This window comes from Acidicapsa borealis, from assembly GCF_059115245.1.
Map to the genome: position 1 here is coordinate 2,388,858 of NZ_JCACNY010000001.1, position 14,617 is coordinate 2,403,474.

Here is a 14,617-nt window from a genome sequence, read left to right on the forward strand (position 1 = left end):
TGCTCTGAAGTTCTACTGAACAGTCAAGGTAAAGGTGGTTGAAGAGGTGAGGCTGGAGCTGGTTGAGTCCGTGCCGGTGACCGTAACAGTGTAGGTGCCCGCCGTCGTTCCCGGATCGACGGGAGTGACCGTCCCACCACCGCCGCCACAACCCGCCAGAACGGTCAGGCCGGCAACCAGCACCAGCAAGCTCAGGAACGACTTCCAAACGCGCCGCTTGGCAGGTACGCCAAAGAAGACGACGCAGGCCAGAGCCAGTGTGCCGCCGAGGATCCCGCCGGTGTGGTTCTCCGCCTTGGCCTTCAGCGCCTTCTGCGCACTGCTGCTTGGTGCCGTGGTTGAGACGGTGATCGTGCCGGTCGCTGCTGCTGCGCCGGTGATTGGCACCGTCGAACCGGAGCAGGTTGGAGTATGGGTGCCGCCGGTGATCGGCGCCACGGAGCAGGTGAGCAATACGCTGCCCGTGTAACCGCCCGCCGGTGTGACGGTGACCGTAGAGGTGCCGCTGGAACCCTTGGTTACAGTCACTGCAGTCGCCGCCAGCGAGAAGCTTCCCGAAACCACTTTGACCCCAGTTCCGGTGAGGCTGACGGTTTGTGGCGCCCCGGCTGCGTTGTCGGCGATGGAGATCGTCGCCGTCAATGTTCCCGAAGCAGTTGGTATGAAGGTGACCGTAATCGCGCAGGTTACGCCAGCGGCTACAGAGGCCCCGCATGTATTCGTCTGCGTGAAAGAAGAGGCATTGGTGCCACCCACAGTCACACCGGAGATAGAGAGCGTGGCGTTCCCTGTGTTCTTCAGTGTGACGGTCTGAATCGGCGCACTCGATCCGACATTCGTCGAACTGAAGGTGAGGCTGGTCGGTGAGAGCGTTACGGCCGGCGCAGGCGGCGGAGTTACGGTCACACTGGTCGTTCCAGTGGCGGAGCCATAAGTCGGGTTGCCACCGTAAGTCACCGTGAGCGTATCGGTTCCTGTCGAAAGCGAACCGGCGGGTATGGCGAAAGTATAAGCGCCGGAAGTCAGAGTGCCGGTCGCCGTATAGCCGCCGCCGGTGAGAGCTACCGTCCCTGTCGGAGTGCCGCTGCCACCGGTCACCGCGACAGCGATGTTCACGCTCTGTGTGTTGGTAATGGAGGTTGCTGACGGAGTCAGGGTGACCTTGGCTGCCGTAACGCCAACGGCTGTCTTCCAGTAGGTGATCAGGTTGGTTGCGTCGACGCTGCCGATGCCGGTTGCGAGGTCATACCCCGTGGTCGTGTCGTACCCTGACTCGTAGTAGTAGCCGCTGCTGTTCTGCGTGCAATTCGGGGAACCCGGCACGCAGGATACGGAATTGTTTCCAACGGTTACATCGTGGAAAACCGCAGAGCTATGACTGCCGTTGTAGAGGTCATAGAGATTCAGCGCCGCCTGTCCGAGCCGTCCGTTGCTCTGAGCCACGAGCGCTAGAATGCCCGCGAATGCGGGAGAAGCGGTCGATGTACCGCCAAAGCCGGTGAAGGCAAATCCAGTTCCAGTGTTGGAGCAGTTGGCTGTGTACGTCGTTCCGTTCTGATTAAACGTGTCATCCGTGCAGATCAGCCATGTTGCATTGTCGTATCCATTTCCGGCCATCAGAGAAACATCCGGAAGGTCGCGAACGCCATCGGCTGGTACGCCGACCCCGCGCTGCCAGCTGGGTTTGGCATAGCCCTTGGTGCAGACGCCAAGCGTGTTTGTCGTTGTGTTCGTTGAGCAGCTGCTCTTGCCGCCGCTGCCACCGACAATGTTGGCATTGGAACCGGTATAAGGAGAATTCAGACTGATCGTCGTATCGCTCTGCGTGGAATTGTTCCAGGTCGATTCCGGGATATAGTTCTTGGCTGTCCGGTAGAAGGTGCCAGAAGACCCCTTCGAGGTATTGACGTACGTGGAGAATCCGTTCAGGAGTCCATCGGTGTCGGTTCCACCCACGGCGATGTTGTAAGGCGTGGACGCCAGACCGTTCACAGCCAGGCCTTCGCTAGCCGTCGGAATATTGTTGCCATTGCTGTCCGAGGTGACGTCACATCCCGCCGAGCCGCTATCCCCAGTCGATACGGTAATGGTCTGCATCTGACCGGCCGCTTCGCTCCACCAACCGTTGATCAAACTATTGTCGGAAGTAGTGAAGTCCAGTTCGCATGCGCCAAAGCTGAGACTGAAGATATCGACAATGTTGTCCTGGACGGCCTTGTCGACTGCCGTGAACAGGTCAGTGGACGCGTAGAAGTAGATCAAGGCAGCCGGCGCCAGGCCAGCCGTGAGTTCTGTATCGATATAGGCCTCGTCGCTGTCGCCATTGGCGACGACTCCGTCCACGTTGATGATGGTGACGGAAGCGGTCGAGCCGGTGAAGGTGCTCCGGTAGTTGGCAACGGTGCTGGCCTGGATCAGTCCGTCGCCGCCGACGCCAATCTTAATATTGGTACCGTTGGCGCTAGTACCGGAAGTGAAGTTGGCATTGAAGGAGTTGGGCGTGTCGTAGATAGTGGCTGCGTCGCCTGGCGTGATGTACAGAAAGTTTCCGCCAGCGGTGTACTCAGGGCTGACGTGGCTTTTCTCCGGCTGGAGGGAACGTCCCGCCGGGACCAAGCGGTTTGTCGAGGCATCGAGAATTCCCGGTCTGGCGGTTGAGTGGTGTGCCCGGGGATGCAGAGTACTCAGGTGAGCCACGCCGCTTACCACCGAAGTCAGGGCTGTCGGAATGCTGGGATCCACTGTGTTTGAGGTGAACTCTTCGCCGTTGGCATTGAAGGTATGAATGGTGGTGTGGAAGGCCTCTTCCACTTGCCCCACCGTGCCGGAGAATGCGATGTTGGTGCGGCCCGGTGGAACAGTCTCAATCTGGAAGCCATGCGACTCAAGCCACGCAACCAGGGCGGAAATATCTGAGTCAGCAGGTCCGTAAAGCTTGCCGAATTGCTCTGGCGTCAATCCCCGGTGGTAGTTTGGAGAGGCCGGATTCTGAAGCTCTCCGAGAAACGTCTCCAGCGCCGCTTCCTGCTCCGGCGTACGCGACAGCACCAGCCGCATGTGGGTCAGCTGTGTAGATGAGGCTGCCTCGCCTGTATCGAATTTTGCCTGCGCGCGGTGCGGCACGTTCCCAGTCAGCCGAGTGAGCCGGGACTCGTTAATTTCGCCGCGGATCCGGGGAGCTTGTGGCGAACCGGCCAGCACGGAGGAGGCACTCTGAGCAGCGGATGTGCTGGGCATATAGAGCGCGAGGGCAGAGAGGAGGGCGACGAGGGAGAAGACAAGGCGTCGAGACATTGGACTCCGGGGAAGCAATTGAATGGTCGGTACTACGTGGAGCGAAGATGTGGGTTGTGACTTTTTTGAGGCTTGCGGCTTAGACGGGATAATTCCACAAACGCTTGCCTCAGGCAAGGTAATTTTCCCGATATGGGCCACGGGTCCGCAAATTTCAGATGATTTTTGATCCCGTAACAGTGCTGTCGTCAACCGGAACTTCTCAGGAGTGCCTGTGATTCAGTCTTAGATCGATATAAATCTATAAAGATGAGATCGTTACGAGAGACGGACAGGCCTCCCGTAACGACCTCCATGGTTCCTTAATTGAGCGTAATAGTCTGAGTCAATGGCAGCTCCTGCGAGGAGCCACCGACCAGGAAGCTATAGCTCCCGGGAAGCAGCTTCCACTTATCCGCCGCCACATCAAAGATGGACAGATATTTTGGATCGACCGCGACCGATACGGTCTTGGTTTCTCCGGCAGCCAGCGTGACACGGGTGAAGCCAACCAGGCGCTTCGGGGGCTCCTGTGCGCTGGCGGGCAGAGCGGCGTAGACTTCCGCGATCTCCGTACCGGGCCGGGTGCCGATGTTGGTGATCTTGAACGTGACGGTTGGCGTTGCGCCGGGCGCAACCTGCAAAGCGGTGTAGCTGTATGTGGTGTAGCCGAGACCGAAGCCGAAGGGGAAAAGGACCGGCTTCTTTTCCGCGTCATACCACTTGTAGCCGACCTTCAAGCCTTCGTCGTACGTGGTGCTGAACTTGGCCTTGGCGTCGCCGTCCTTCATGACCGGCGAAGCTCCCTGCGAGCCCCGCGGCGGCTGCTTCACGGTCAGGTGGGGCAGGTCGGCTTCAGACTTAGGGAAGGTCATGGGCAGCTTGCCGCTGGGGTTCACGTCGCCGAAGAGAACGTTGGCAACAGCTTCAGCACCGCGGCTGCCGGAGTACCAGGCCTCGGCCACCGCGCCAACCTGGTCGATCCAGGGCATAGTGACGGCGGTGCCGGTTTCGAGGATAACGATAGTCTTCGGGTTGGCCTTGGCCACGGCGGCGATGAGCGCATCCTGATTATCGGGGAGCGAAAGGTTGGGCAGGTCCATGCCTTCGCTTGTCCACTGCTGCACGTAGACGATGGCCACGTCGGATTTCGCTGCGAGATCCGCGGCAGCCGCGATGTCTGCATTCGACGCAAAAAGTACTTTGGCCGTAGGTGCCTTGGCGATAACAGTCTTGAGCGGCGAGGTGGGAAACCAGACGTGCGCGAGCCAGGGCGGAGCGGTAGCGCCCGGAGGATCGACCTGCGCCGAACCACCGCCGGAGATCATGCCCATGTCGGCGTGGTCGCCGATGATGGCAATGCTCTTCAGGCTGGACTTGTCGAGCGGGAGCAGGTGGTTGGTGTTCTTGAGCAGGACGATCGAAGACTCTTCGATGCGCTGCGCGGTCTCAAGGCCGCCGATGACGTCGACAACGCTCTTCTTGATCGGGTCGTCCACGAGGCCGGCCGCGAACTCCGAGCGCAGGATGCGGTGGACGTGTTCGTCGAGTTCAGCCTTTGAGATCTTGCCATCTTCGACGGCCTTCTTATAGGAGTCGCCGAAGAAGTTTTCGCCGGGCTCTTCGTTGTCGAGGCCTGCGGCAGACGCTTTCATGGTCGAGTGCGTGCCGCCCCAGTCAGAGAGGACGAAACCTTTGAAGTGCCAGTCGTTGCGGAGCACATCGGTGAGCGTGTACTTGTTTTCGCAGGCGTAGTCGCCATTAATGGCGTTGTAGCTGCACATGACGGCCGCCGGGTCGCCGACTGCAATGCCGATCTCGAAGGCCAGCAGGTCGGTCTCGCGCAGGGACCGCTTGTCGATGATGGAGTCGACCTCATTGCGGCCGCTCTCCTGGTCGTTGACGGCGTAGTGCTTGATGTCGCCGAGAACGTGCTGCGCCTGTTCGCACTTGATGCGGTTGCCGACCAGGGTGCCGGCCAGGATTGGGTCTTCGCCCTGGTACTCGAAGGTACGTCCGTTGCGCGGTTCGCGGGTAATATTCACGCCGCCACCGAGCGTCATGTTATAGCCCTGGGCGCGGAGTTCGCGACCGATGAGCGCGCCATAATCGCATGCCGATTGCGTATCCCAGCTTGCCGCTGCGCCGACGTTCGAGGGCAGGGCAGTGGAGTACTTGCCGTTCATCGCGCTGGATCGGACACCGTAGGCCGCGTCGCTCATCTGGATGAAGGGAATACCGAGGCGGGGAACGCCAAGGACGAAGCCGGCGCCGCCGTTGCCGAGATAGTAGTTGGCCTTGGGTGGTCCCCAGCCCGGCATGCCCTGGCCGTGGAGGAAGTCGATTTTCTCGTCCAGTGTCAGTTCCTTTATGACCAGATCGGCGCGCTCATCGGGAGAGAGACTCTTATTCATCCAGGCGGCATGCGCCCATTCCGGCTCGGGCGGCTTCCTGCGCGGAGATTGAGCGACGGAAGTGACTGCGAAGGATGCGAGTAGAGTGGTCGTGGCGAGAGCTTTGACGGATCGGAGCCGAGGCACTGCTGAGAACATGAGAACCATCCCGGGAGATTTGTTTTTTGAGGCGAAGTCTACCGCGCAAGTGTACAGCTAAAACGTGTAAGCCGACACTCCCCCTGGAAATTCATGTCTCGTACGGCCGCGCCCGCGCGAGAGAATACTGAGTAAGGATGCGGCACATGGTGCGATCGTCGATGCGGGGCCAATGGAGAGCGGGATGAGGAATCTGTTGAAGAGGGACCAGCCGTGGGCTGCAATCGGCTGGGGCGGGCTGATCGCTGGAACCCTGGATATTCTTGTCGCATTTGTGCTTGCCGGGATGAGGCAAGTCGGGCCGGACCGGGTGCTGCATTACATCGCCAGCGGGCTGCTGGGAACGCGGGCGTATCTTGGCGGGTGGACGACCGGCACGCTGGGCTTGCTGCTACATTTTCTAATCGCTTTTGGTGCGGCTGCCGTTTATTGGTTGTTGAGCAGAAGGGTACGGGTCATGGTCACGCAGCCTGTGCTTTGCGGACTGTTGTATGGCATCCCGGTATATCTCTTCATGAACTTTGTGATCCTGCCGCTTTCGAAGATTGCGGCACGGCCCATCGGACCTTCGTCTGGGATCGTCGCGGGGGTTGTGGTCGTCATGATCTTTGTCGGTCTGCCCATTGCCGTGATGGCGCGCCGCTTTTCGCGCTGACCCGGTAATGGGCAGCGCAAACGCAACAACGGCCTGAGCATTTGCATGCGCAGGCTGCTGTCGGGTGAACTGTTGGGATTGGCGGTCTTGACTAAGGCACTCGCGCTGTTGGCAAAGGCCAGTGGCCAGACGGGGTGTTCTCCGCCGGGTCTTACAACTGGGGCTTGGGCGCGATGCCCTAGGCCTCAGTCACCTCACGTTGATCGGTACTGTAGTACGAACAACTGTCAGAACTCATAGGCTGGATCATCCTCCTTTCCCGTGTTAGCTACAAATTAATCCTGAAGCAGCGTCTGCGTCAAGAGCGCGCTATGCGGCATGCGCTAGCCGCTGATGGAGCAGGCGGAGCAGGGCCCGCTCCTCGGCACGCAGACCGTGGCGCTGATGCTCCACCTCTTCCTCGACCTTGTGCTCCAGCGCCTTCATCATCTCGCCGCCGAGATAGCTCTCGACGACCACTGGATGCACGTAGCACTTACGGCATACAGTCGGCGTGTTGCCGAGCTCTTTGGAAACGGATTCGATAGCACGCACGACATTCTTCTTGGCTTCGCTCTCTGTCGCAAATGGCTCGAACTGTTGCAGCATCGCGCAGGCTAGGACTGATCCTGCCCAGGTGCGGAAGTCTTTCGCTGTGAAGTTGCCTGGCGTCTCTTCAGGAGTGATGGAGCGCAGGTAATCGTTGACGTCTGTGGAGTCGATGCGGTGCTGCTTGCCTTCACTGTCGAGGTAGGTGAAGAGCTCGTAGCCGGGCAGGTCGCGGCTGCGCTTGACTATTCTCGCGAGGCGGCGGTCGGTGAGTTTAATGGCGTGCTGCACGCCGCTCTTGCCGGTGAAGTTGAATCTCAGCGTTGAGCCGGTGACGGAGACGTGTTTGTTGCGCATCGTTGTCAGGCCGTAGGAGTGGTTGGTCTGCGCGTATTCTTCGTTGCCGATCCGGATGAAGGTGGTTTCCATGAGGCGGACGATGGTGGCGAGGATTTTTTCACGGGGCAGGTTGGGGAGGGTGAGATCGTGGTCGACCTGGCTGCGGATGGCGGGCAGGGCTGCTCCGAAGTCCAGCATGTGTTCGAATTTGGATTCGTCGCGGGTTTTGCGCCAGTGGGGGTGGTAGCGGCTCTGCTTGCGGCCTTTGGCGTCCCGGCCGGTGGCTTGCAGGTGGCCGTTGGGGGTGGGGCAGATCCAGACTTCGTTCCAGGCGGGTGGGATGACGAGGGACTTGATGCGGGCAAGTGTTTCGGCGTCGTGGAGGGGCTTGCCTTCGGGGGTGAGGTAGCGGAAGGATTTGCCTTTGCGCAGGCGGCGGATGCCGGGTTTGGCGTCGGTGATGTAGCGGAGGCCGGCGGCTTTGGCGGCTTCGGCTGGGTCGTGGGTGGTGGCTGGCTCGGGGGCTCGCTCAGTAGTGGTTTGGCGGCGGCTGATGCGCTTCGTCGGGCACATGCTGCTGTTGGATGCTGGCGGCGCGCTTGACAGCTTTGGGCGGTGTCTATGACATCAACAGGTTTGCGCTTCGCTCTCCGGAGGCGATTCGGTGGTGCGTTTCTGACTTCAGGGGGTGGGGGTGGGTGCTTTTGTGGTTAATCCTCTGAAAGGAAATGGTTTAGTGCGTGTTTTTGGTGCGCTTAAGGGTGGTTAAGGCGCGCTTTTGGGCGCGTCTTGATGCGTGCGTCCTGAGTTCGAAAGCAGGTGAGAATGCGTTGCAAATTGAGATTGATTTCATTGTAGGCTTTTGGGTATTCAATCTACGCAACCTGGACTGGCCATTCGTAAATTTACCTTTCTTGGGAATTTGAGGGCGGTTGATTCCTGAAACAGAACGCAGGCTTCCGGTACGGGCTCGATTTCGTTGCGGTGGAGATTGAACGGGGGTACGATTGGGTTATGGAGATGTGCGCTACAGCTGATGGTGAGGTAGTGGTTCCGGCGAGGCTTCGGGATCAGCTTGGGATTCGTCCTGGCGACGCTCTTGTGGCCACAATCGAGGGTGGGCGCATTGTGATTGCGCAGCCAGTTAAGCGCAGCTATGGGGCCAGGATCATCACTGATCCGCGGACTGGACTGCCGACGGCGACGCTGGGCGAAGGCGCTCCTGAGGTCACAAGTGAGATGGTTGCGGAGATACTGGCGGACTTTCCGTGAAGTACCTGCTGGACGTAAATGTTCTGGTCGCTCTCGGTTTGACTCAGCATTCATTCAACGCCCGAGTCGTCGGGTGGGTGCAGTCAAGCAGTGGACTGAAATTCATGACCTGCTCCATTACGGAGTTGGGATTTGTCCGGGTAATCGCTCAGACCTCTGTTTACGGGATTTCGGTCTCTCAAGCTAAAAACCTTCTCATCGACCTCCAAAAACCGTCTCCTTACATCACCTGGGACTTCATCGCGGACGATCAGGATATCTCGAGTTTGCCTGTGTGGGTGAAGACGGGTGGGCAGACTACGGATGGGCATCTTTTGCAGTTGGCTGCTTCGAGTGGGGCGGTACTGGCTACGCTGGATGGGCGGATTCCTGGGGCTTTTGTGGTTGCTTAGGAGTGGGGCTGAAGCTCCTTTTCTTTTTTATGGCTTATTGGCCCGGCTGAACGGATTGCGATGGAACTCGAAGATCCGGGCGAGATCGATGGAAGGCAAACCGCAGGGGCTGAAGCCCGGTTGATTTTGCTTGCTTTGTGCCGGGGATAAATCCCCGGCCTACCCTAGAGCGCGTCCTCTCTGAACCCCTCAGAAGTTGCGCCCTGTTTCGAAGTACTCCCGGGCAGAGTCTTCCGTCTTGCTCTCGCGCAATGCCGGCTTTCGCCGGGTTGGGTGAAGACGGATGGGCATCTTTTGTAGTTGGCTGCTGCGCCATGGGGCGGAGCTGCCGCGCTGGATGTTTGATTTCTGTGCGTTTGTGATTCCTTAGGATTGGTAGGGGCTGAAGCCCTTTTTCTCCTTTGTGGCTTATTGGCCCGGCTGAAGCCGTGCCCTTATTCCAAAGCTTCGGCGGATGTGAACCCGGCCATGCTGCTTGAGATCTGGGGTCAGGCGGCGGAGGTTTTTTGGTGGTTTGAGTGATCGCTTAGTCCCGCTAGCAGGCCTGCTACGGAGATGTCTTCGTTGAGGGCTTCCCAGTGGAGGCCGCGGGTGCTTAGGCGGAGTTGTTCACGCTGTTGCTGGGAGGCGTTCAGCAGGCGAGGGAACCAGGCGAGCGGGACGCCCAGGACACGGCCATCGCTCAGCTCGACCCAGAAGCTGTCTTCGTCGAAGCGGACTTGAGTTGGGCGGACTTGGGTTGGGCTAGCCGAAGTATTCATTCCAGGCTCTCTCGATTCGTTCTCTGTTGCTCAAGACCATTGTTGCAATGCGCGTACGTGCGTGTGTTGTAGCTGTCACTGTAAGCTTGCTGCGGACAAGATTCTCAGGTGTTACTCTCGCTGTCGGCTGATGTTCCGCCCGCTTGCTCTATAGCTTCTTTGGCTTGCATGTTTTTCTCCCAAGAATCGTTCGGCTCTACGCCCTCGTCAAACCATTCTGATCGACTCTTTCCCTTCCAAGTAACAAATTCCTCTAAACAATGAAATCTAGTTCTTCTATTTATGTCGTTCAGAACTTGACCACTGGCTGCGGTATATTGTCCCTTCATCTGATGATGAGAGATAAACAGAGTGTGCCTTGGGGTCAATGGCAGTGTCACTTCAATCTCACGCATCATTAGACCAGGGCTTCGATAGAAAGGAGGCAGTTTGTACCATTCGGGGTTGAACCATACGCAAGGGGTATCCGAGGTAATGAAACCATAATCGTCATTGGTTGTCAGGATTGTCATCGGCATGGCAAAGAGGATTGGAACCTGAGTCTTGATACCGTTCGTCACCAAATCAGCGATGGCTCGGTCCGCTATTTCTGCTGTTTCGATTGAGGTTACCGGCTCCAATTCATACGCCTTTTCCATTTCAACTACCTGATTATGAAAATTACGCATCTGATCTTGCCAGTGATTGCCCATCGCTTTCGATCTGGTATGCATAGCGGCTGCAAATGAACAGAGATGTGCTCGATCCCTGGGGGTTAAGATATCTCGATTTCTTATTCGATTCAGGACATTTGTAAAATCGTTTTCGATTTGGCCTAGTGAATTTTCTACAGTGAGGTTTCGAGTCCCATCGGAAAGATGAATCGTATATCTGTCGGACTCTCTGAACGATTTTTTCGGAGACTTCTTTCTGATATTTTTGCCGTCTTTAGACATAAGCCAAATGAAAGGCGTTTGCCCTGCTGGAGTGACAGGATCGCACCACGCCTTCAAGTAGCACTTTGGAACGAGATGTTGATCCTTCTTCTCTGCCATATAAAAATTCTACGACCATCGTCAGTGTTTTAGCTCACAAATGTATCTCACTTAACCGAACTGTCTTAAGTCTTTCTAAAAGTGATAGATGAGATCCGACGCTATTGTTAGTTGGTTTTGGTGTTGGCCGTTGTTGTAGGCTTTTCGGTCCCAGGCTCTTTCGAATCTTAGTTCTGGGCGGAGTTGGATGGTGGAGCCGATCCAGTGTCCCCACATGATGGAGTTTTCTGAGTAGCGGGTGGCGTAGCCGGTGCGCTGGCCTTTTTTGTCGTTGAGGAAGTCGGCGCGGAAGGCTACGAAGTTGTGTGGGGAGAGCTCTTTCTGGATGGAGCTCATCGCGGCGTATTCGGCGGCGGTGCAGCGCTGTTCGCCGGGGAGGCACCAGGCTGGGGTGCTGCCGGTTTCTGGTGTGATGGTGCCGAAGAGAGAGGGCACGCCGCGTTCGTACATGTACCAGGTTTCGCTGGAGGCATGGAGCGATTTTGAGAATTTGTGGTACCAGGTGGCGTCGTATTGCTGGAGGTTGTTGAAGGCGTATTTGGCGTCGTTGATGCCGTTGGCGCAGAGGTAGTAGTTGTCGTTCACCGAATGGGTGGTGTAGCTGACGCAGGCGGTGAGGGAGGGCTTGGCGTCGCGGGTCCAGAGGGCTACGTCGTGGCCTCCGGTGAGGCCGAGCTGGACTAGCCAATTGTCGTTCACCTTTGTGGTGGCGAGGATGCCGGTGTCGGTGAAGGGGTCAATGGAGTAGAGCAGGGAGTGGCTGAAGATGTAGTTGCTGGGGGCGAGCTGGGCTTCTACGCCGGGGACGGAGATGAAGCGGCCGATGCGGATGTTGGTGCCCTGGGTTTTCCAGCGGCCGAGGTGGGGCAGGTAGAGGTCGAAGTATTCCATCGCGGGGTCGAAGCCGTATTGGCGATGGAGGACGAGCCATTGGTGGCTGAAGTAGCCTTTGGCGGTGGTGAAGCGGTAGTCGGCGCCATAGAGGGCGGTGAGGTGAAAGCCCCAGTCGGCGTGGTCGGTTAGGACGGAGTTGGGGAGGCGTTCGAGGTAGAGGACGGCCTGGGAGAGCTGGAAGCGGTTGGAGTAGACGTCGTTGGCTTCGGGGGCGTTGGTGGTGCTGGAGGTGCTGAAGTTGAGGGATGGTTCGAGCCAGCCGAAGACTTTGATACGGCTTTTTACTTCGCCTGTTTTGCTTAGGGCGGTCATTAGGGGGTAGGTGGCGGTGTCGGGTTCGCCGATGACTGGTGAGCCGCCATAGGACCAGTCAGAGTTGGGGAAGGGCGGGGAATCGAGCGGGGAGGGTGGGCCGCGCCGGGCTGGTGGTTCGGGGGCTGGGGGTGCGGGGTGCCAGGCGGGATTCCAATCCTGATGGTAGGCGGTGGCTAATCGCTGGAAGAAGTTGGCGGGGGTTTCGGCGGGTTGGGGGGCTTCGGGGGTTGGTGGATTCTGGGGTGGCTGCTGGCTTTGGGCTGCGGTGCAGGTCAGGATCAGAGTGAGGAGGATGGCGATGCATGCGCGCATAAGTTGGCGGCGACTGTACGAGTAGCCTCGCGTGAGTATAGTCGCCGCGGATGAAAGGATGTGTTTGGTTTCGCTCTGTGGCTCTTGAGGGGCGGGGCCACAGAGCGCTACAAGCTGTGTTACCAGCTGTGCAGCCAGCCTTCTTCTTCGCCGATGCGGACTTCTGTGCCGAGGAGTTCGGAGAGGACTGGGGCGGTGAGGAGGTCTTTTCTTGGGCCGTCCTGGACGATGCGGCCTTTTTGCATGAGGATGACGCGTTCGATTTCGGGTGGGATGTCGTTGAGGTGATGGGTGACGAGGATGAGGCCGGTTCCTTGATGGATGAGCTGGCGCATGGATTCGCGGAGGTTGCGCTGGGCGGCGAGGTCGAGGGCGTTGGAGGGCTCGTCGAGGAGGAGCTGCTGGGGGCGGTGGACGAGGGCGCGGGCGATGAGGATGCGGCGCTTTTCTCCGGCGGACATTTCGCCGATGGGCTGGTGGGCGAGGTAGGTGGCGTTGATGCGGGCGAGGGCTTCGGCGGCGCGTTCGCGCATTTCTTCGGTGATGACGAGGTTGGGCCAGAGGGTGCTGGCGCTGAAGAAGCCGGCTAGGACGGAGTCAAATCCTGTCGTCCGGCCGGTGGTGCTGCCTGCTGAGTCGGGCGTGCGGTTGGCGAGGGACTGGAGGCCGGGGAGGTTGTCGGAGACGACGCCGAAGTGCTTGCGGAGCTGGGTGAGGTCCCAGCGGGGGCGGCCGAAGATGCGGACTTCCATGCCTTCTTGCACGATGGGGTAGAGTTCGCAGGTCATGGTGCGGATGAGGGTGGATTTGCCGCAGCCGTTGGCGCCGAGGATGGCGACGTGTTCGCCGGTCTGGATGGTGAGGTTGATGTCGTGGAGGACGATCTTGTCGCCCAGGGCGACGTGGACGTTGGACATCTTTAAGAATGGCGGACTGGTGGGTGCTTCGGCGGGCGAGGTCATCTCGTTTAGAGTAAGCGAGTGCGCCCACCGAGTGTGAGTGTGAAGTGTGAGTGTGAAAGGCCAGGCTTCGGTTGAGAGATGGAAGGATTGGTTTCGATGAGTGATGTTTCTGGATTTTTGATTCCGGCGGGGTTTCGGTTTGCTGCCGGGAAGGCTGGCTTGAAGGCTAGCGGGCGGACGGATTTTGCGGTGATCGTGGCCGATGAGGCGGCGAGTGCCGCGGCGGTGTTTACGGCGAACCGGGTTTCTGCGGCGCCGCTGGCGGTGGATAAGGCGAATCTGGCGGCTACTGGCGGTAAGGTGCGCGTGGTTGCGGTGAACGCTGGGAATGCCAATTGCGCGGCTGGGCAGGCTGGGCTGGATGCTGCTTATGCGACTTGTGCGGCTGCGGCTGAGGTTTTTGGTTGTGCGGCGGAGGAGGTTTTTCCTTCTTCGACCGGGATTATCGGGGTGCCGTTGCCGGTGGAGAAGCTGGTGGCGGCGATGCCGGCGTTGAAGGCGGATCTGGGGGCTGAGTCGGATCACTTTCAGCAGGTGGCGCGGGCGATTCTTACGACGGATTTGGTGGAGAAGACGGCGTTTGCGCGGGTGACGATTGACGGCAAGGAAGTGCGAATTGCGGCGGTGGGCAAGGGGTCGGGGATGATTCATCCAAGACTCGTACCTGCAGTGCCTCACGCTACGATGCTGGTTTATGTTTTGACGGATGCTGCTGTGGCGCCCGAGGTGCTGCAGGGGATGCTGGAACGGGCGGTTGAGGTGAGCTTTAACCGGATTTCTGTGGATGGGGATACTTCGACGAACGATACGGTGCTGCTGCTGGCGAGTGGGGCTTCGGGGGCGCATGTTGCTGCCGGGGATGCGGAATTTGAGGCGGCGTTGACGCAGGTCACGACTTCGCTCGCAAAGCAGATTGTGGCCGATGGCGAGGGTGTTACGCATGTGGTCGAGCTGCGGGTGAATGGGGCGGTTTCGGACGCTGAGGCGGTGGTGGTGGCGAAGGCGATTGCGCACTCCCCGCTGGTGAAGACGGCGTGGGCAGGGTCGGATCCGAACTGGGGGCGGCTGATGGCTGCGATTGGGAATTCCGGGGCGCAGATTGATCCGGAGCGGATCGATATCTGGTTTGGGGAGTTGCGGATTTGCCGCGATGGTGGCCGGGCGGTGGAGATGGATGTGGCTGCCGCGCATGCGTATCTGCGGCAGCCGGAGTTCTCGATTTCGATCGAACTACACCAGGGAGCGGGCAAGTGCGTCTTCTGGACTACGGATCTGACGACCGCTTACGTCAGCATCAATGCAGACTACTCGACTTAAAAGATAGGGAA

The 14,617-nt window shown here is 58.9% G+C and carries 11 protein-coding genes; 4 read left to right on the plus strand and 7 right to left on the minus strand.

Annotated features, from left to right (window positions below):
• Positions 1–12: 12 nt before the first annotated feature.
• Entirely contained in the window at positions 13–3,294 is a 3,282-nt protein-coding gene (locus tag AC5S27_RS09900; protein ID WP_493934405.1) for a protease pro-enzyme activation domain-containing protein, read from the minus strand.
• Positions 3,295–3,596: 302 nt separating this feature from the next.
• On the minus strand, positions 3,597–5,825 hold the full coding sequence (locus AC5S27_RS09905; protein WP_493934406.1) for a beta-glucosidase: 2,229 nt from the start codon (positions 5,823–5,825) through the stop codon (positions 3,597–3,599).
• 184 nt (positions 5,826–6,009) lie between these two features.
• On the opposite strand from AC5S27_RS09905, the gene AC5S27_RS09910 reads away from it, so the two are divergent.
• Positions 6,010–6,480: a hypothetical protein gene (locus AC5S27_RS09910; protein WP_493934407.1), complete on the plus strand. Its 471-nt coding sequence runs from the start codon at positions 6,010–6,012 to the stop codon at positions 6,478–6,480.
• Between the two features lie 309 nt (positions 6,481–6,789).
• Here the strand turns inward: AC5S27_RS09910 and AC5S27_RS09915 are convergent, their stop codons facing one another.
• Positions 6,790–7,920 (minus strand): DNA topoisomerase IB, encoded by a 1,131-nt coding sequence (locus AC5S27_RS09915; RefSeq protein ID WP_493934408.1) that lies wholly within the window; start codon positions 7,918–7,920, stop codon positions 6,790–6,792.
• 447 nt (positions 7,921–8,367) lie between these two features.
• On the opposite strand from AC5S27_RS09915, the gene AC5S27_RS09920 reads away from it, so the two are divergent.
• Together AC5S27_RS09920 and AC5S27_RS09925 are read left to right on the plus strand one after the other, a co-directional pair.
• A complete protein-coding gene (locus AC5S27_RS09920; protein WP_493934409.1) occupies positions 8,368–8,619 on the plus strand; it encodes an AbrB/MazE/SpoVT family DNA-binding domain-containing protein in 252 nt (83 codons plus the stop codon).
• A complete protein-coding gene (locus AC5S27_RS09925; RefSeq protein ID WP_493934410.1) occupies positions 8,616–9,011 on the plus strand; it encodes a PIN domain-containing protein in 396 nt (131 codons plus the stop codon). Before AC5S27_RS09920 ends, AC5S27_RS09925 begins: the two co-directional genes overlap by 4 nt.
• Before the next feature lie 488 nt (positions 9,012–9,499).
• Here AC5S27_RS09925 and AC5S27_RS09930 read toward each other — a convergent pair whose 3' ends face one another.
• The 4 genes from AC5S27_RS09930 to AC5S27_RS09945 all read right to left on the minus strand — a co-directional run bounded on the left by AC5S27_RS09930 (position 9,500) and on the right by AC5S27_RS09945 (position 13,289).
• The gene (locus AC5S27_RS09930; RefSeq protein WP_493934411.1) at positions 9,500–9,772 is read right to left on the minus strand and encodes a DUF2442 domain-containing protein; all 273 of its coding nucleotides are present in this window, start codon (positions 9,770–9,772) and stop codon (positions 9,500–9,502) included.
• Between the two features lie 104 nt (positions 9,773–9,876).
• Complete coding sequence (locus tag AC5S27_RS09935; RefSeq protein ID WP_493934412.1) at positions 9,877–10,806, minus strand: DUF4238 domain-containing protein; 930 nt, start codon at positions 10,804–10,806, stop codon at positions 9,877–9,879.
• 75 nt (positions 10,807–10,881) lie between these two features.
• Positions 10,882–12,327, minus strand: a complete 1,446-nt coding sequence (locus tag AC5S27_RS09940; RefSeq protein WP_493934413.1) for an outer membrane beta-barrel protein — start codon at positions 12,325–12,327, stop codon at positions 10,882–10,884.
• A 119-nt stretch (positions 12,328–12,446) separates the two neighbouring features.
• A complete protein-coding gene (locus tag AC5S27_RS09945) occupies positions 12,447–13,289 on the minus strand; it encodes an ABC transporter ATP-binding protein (protein WP_493934414.1) in 843 nt (280 codons plus the stop codon).
• 96 nt (positions 13,290–13,385) lie between these two features.
• Between AC5S27_RS09945 and argJ the strand changes: the two genes are divergently transcribed.
• Entirely contained in the window at positions 13,386–14,606 is a 1,221-nt protein-coding gene (argJ, locus tag AC5S27_RS09950; protein WP_493934415.1) for a bifunctional glutamate N-acetyltransferase/amino-acid acetyltransferase ArgJ, read from the plus strand.
• Positions 14,607–14,617 lie beyond the last annotated feature (11 nt).